This is a genomic window from Candidatus Babeliales bacterium (assembly GCA_035288105.1).
GTDB lineage: Bacteria > Babelota > Babeliae > Babelales > Vermiphilaceae > SOIL31.
On the sequence record DATEAY010000065.1, the window covers coordinates 1 to 3,236 of the forward strand.

At 36.9% G+C, this 3,236-nt stretch carries 4 protein-coding genes; all 4 read right to left on the minus strand.

Annotation, left to right across the window (positions count from 1 at the left end; all coding sequences use genetic code 11):
- Positions 1–207: 207 nt before the first annotated feature.
- Positions 208–918 carry a hypothetical protein gene (locus VJJ26_03500; GenBank protein ID HLC07227.1) on the minus strand — a complete coding sequence of 237 codons (711 nt, stop codon included), beginning with the start codon at positions 916–918 and terminating at the stop codon, positions 208–210.
- A 224-nt stretch (positions 919–1,142) separates the two neighbouring features.
- Positions 1,143–1,817, minus strand: a complete 675-nt coding sequence (locus tag VJJ26_03505) for a phosphatidate cytidylyltransferase (protein HLC07228.1) — start codon at positions 1,815–1,817, stop codon at positions 1,143–1,145.
- On the minus strand, positions 1,795–2,178 hold the full coding sequence (locus tag VJJ26_03510) for a YraN family protein (GenBank protein HLC07229.1): 384 nt from the start codon (positions 2,176–2,178) through the stop codon (positions 1,795–1,797). The genes VJJ26_03505 and VJJ26_03510 overlap by 23 nt, the downstream gene beginning before the upstream one ends.
- A gap of 259 nt (positions 2,179–2,437) precedes the next feature.
- On the minus strand, positions 2,438–3,236 hold a 799-nt coding region (gene bamD, locus VJJ26_03515; protein ID HLC07230.1), incomplete at its 5' end, for an outer membrane protein assembly factor BamD.

The window sequence follows — 3,236 nt, forward strand, 5'->3', positions numbered from 1 at the left end:
ATGTATGCACAACAAATGTTATTGTACTATTTTCATGATAAACAAATTGATTTCAGTTTGTCAATAAATTGGATGAATAAGTAAAAGGAGAATGGAATTATACTGATGGTCTGTGTTGTGAAAAGAGAAAGAGTGAGGATAGAGGGATGGATAATAGAAAAGGGCGGCATGATTAAATGCCACCCTTATTTGTATTGTCTAAAGTATTTAGTTTGGTTGAACAGTTAAGTCATAGTCTTGTTCAACAACTGTAGGTGTACCGCCTAAACGTGCAGGAGCATATCTTCTATATGTTTCACCAGCTTTTGCGCTAACTCTCGCACCAAGTGCTCTTACTTTTTGTCTGGCTGGCTCAGTTGCTGCCCATGCTTTACCAGCTTGACTTTCAATGAATGTACGAACATTGCTACCAGTAGCATAGTCCACTGCTACAATCCCCATAGCAACTACTAAACCGCCAACAGCATATCTTACAGCGTTACTTGTTTCGCGACCTACAACTTTTTCTTGGGCGCTTATTTTGCTGCTAATTTCTTTTAATTCAGTGCTAAGTATTCCGAGTTCATCTTTAGCTTTTTTGTATTCAACGTTACCAAAATCAAACCAGCCAACCTTCATAGCAGCTATTTCATCTTTTTTAGCCATTATTTCATTCATTTTTTGTTTGCGTTGAATATAAAGCTGTGCTAATTCCAATTCATTAGGATTTTCATTGAGTATTGCTAGTAATTCAGCAGCAGCACCTTTTTTGGCATCGTTTGGTGTTTGAGGATCTACCAAATCTTTAGTAACTGCGTTCATATCGCGTGTCATGCTTTTTTTTGCTGTTGTTTTTCCCTCAACTCGAGCATCGACTGTGCTTACCATTGCAACTGACAATGCAATTGCCGCAAGCGTTGTACTTACTATTTTCTTCATAGAAAAACTCCTTTTTTGAACTATTATACACTTTTCTTTTTTTAAGTTTAATACGCTAGGTTGCATGTACGTAGCCTAGACCCTATTAGACTCACTAATCTCAGGATAAAGTAAACGAGTTCAAATTGTCAATAAAGCGACAAATATTTTTTTTAAACGATAAAAAGAATTTGAAAATCGGATAAATTACATTGTTGCTTTATGCGATTGGATCGATCTATTCATCAATTTTTTATCAGAAGGGTAATGAGGTAATCTTTGCAGAAATAGAAAAAGAATACGGCAAAGAGAATTCCGTCGAATCTATCCAAAAATCCACCATGTCCTGGCAGAAGATTTCCAGAATCTTTCAGATGTGCGCGGCGTTTGAGCCATGATTCAAAAAGATCGCCCAGTAGCGACAAAATGCAGACTATGAGGGTAAAAATACCAATGAGCCACCAGGGAGTGTTGTATCCACGTTCAAAAATAATGAGGATGAATCCAAGGCAGGCAAATATATATCCGCCCAGCATGCCTTCCCATGTCTTTTTGGGACTGATTGATCGACAAATATGGTGTTTTCCAAGCAGAGTTCCGGTAATGTAACTTCCCGTATCAAAGCTGAAAACTAGGATAAAAAGTATTAAAAGCAGTTCATGGTAGAGAGGGCTGTGATTGAGCTTGATTAATAAAGTAAACGGTAAAATAAGGTAGGGAGGGAGCAAAAGCCAGAAAATGGCGGTATTTACGGGGAAAAATCGAGTCCATTCACATACAATAATAAGCAATAAAATAAGTGCTAAAATAAGAGAAAAGAATAAAGGCGGCAAGTAAAAATATATTCCCCAGAATCCTATTCCTAAGGCAATACCGGTAATAAGACGTTTAATAAATTCAGTCGAAAGTTGTAAATGCATTTGGTATATACAGCAAGTTTATGGAGTTATTATTTTCTTCTATTAGTGCCACATCAAAGCGGCACACAACGTCCAAATTAGTATGCTTTGATAAAAATTCTTTAGCAATAGCGATAATCTTTTTTTGTTTTGATGGACCGATGAGTTCTGCTGGATCAACAAGGGGATTGTGTCGCCATTTAACTTCAACAAATGCAATGGTGTCATCTTTTTGTACAATAAGATCAATTTCTCCAAAACGTTTGCGATAATTGTGGGTGATAACTGTGTAACCTTCTTTTTGAAGGTGTTGCGCAACAAGGAGCTCACCTTCTTTACCTTTTGTTATGCGATAGTTCATGAAATCCTTATTTTTTGCCAAAATTATGAATTTTGGAGTTCGTTTCCTTCGACAGGCTCAGGATGAACGGAATCTAAAATTAACCCGATTATTTTTTCACTGTTCGTGCTGGTACTTCGTCCAGTAGTAAAAACTGCGCTCAGTACTTCACGAAATTCGATTTTCTCATCCCGTTCGTCCTGATGCTTCGTCAGGCTCAGCAGTAAACGCTGCGCTCAGTACCGCGCGAGATTGTTCCAATCCCGTTCGTCCTGAGCTTGTCGAAGGATACGAACCCATGTTAAAACCGTTCTGCCATGTGTTTAGTTTTTTTGTTATGAGCAAGTTCTTTATTTTTTTCAATTTTTTTTTGGGCTAGCTCAATATTTTGGATGTTTAACAATTCTGCCATTTCTTTTTTTTCAGCAATCTGTGCTTCCAGAGCAATAATTTCTGGTTCGAGTGTTGGTAATTTAGGTAGCCAAGAGGATCGTATTTTAGCAAGACGTTTTTCAGCGGCTTTTAAACTGCCTTTATTTAAATAAAAGGTGCATATATTACATTCGCTTGCAGCCAATTGTTCATAGCACTGTGTTTGTACTTGCAGAACTTCTTTTTTATAAAGCTTAAAATGATCTTGTTTTAAAAATAGTTCTGTTAAAGCGAGTGTTTCTTCTGTTCTTGTTTGATCACGATCAATTGGAAGTACGCATGCAAATGAACTTACTGTGGATCGATACAGCGCATATTCTTGTTTTTCGCTACCAGGATAAAGTGCGCAGTATTGGTTATATATCAGTGCGGATTTTTGAAATTGACTATCGATAAAAAAAACATCAGCAAGTTCTAAAAGGTGGTCGGCTAGTAGAGTAATATCGGTGCACATTTTTAAAAGTTGTTCAAGGTATTTTATTGTGGCAGAGATATTACCTTTTTCTTTTTGTATGTTTTTTGCGGCAACAAGTTGTTCGTACTCCATTTCAAGATAGGTATGTGCTTTTTTTGCTTTTTTCTTTGTAGCGTTCGGTTTACGCATACGATTTTTGCGTGATGAACTATCGGCTTGTTTAGGTAGTTCTATATCAAATTGTTGCATAACA

What these genes read in the sequence shown, in the direction of transcription:
- VJJ26_03505 (HLC07228.1), bottom strand. Translation starts at nt 1,817, where the DNA reads ATGCATTTACAACTTTCGACTGAATTTATTAAACGTCTTATTACCGGT.
- VJJ26_03500 (HLC07227.1), bottom strand. Translation starts at nt 918, where the DNA reads ATGAAGAAAATAGTAAGTACAACGCTTGCGGCAATTGCATTGTCAGTT.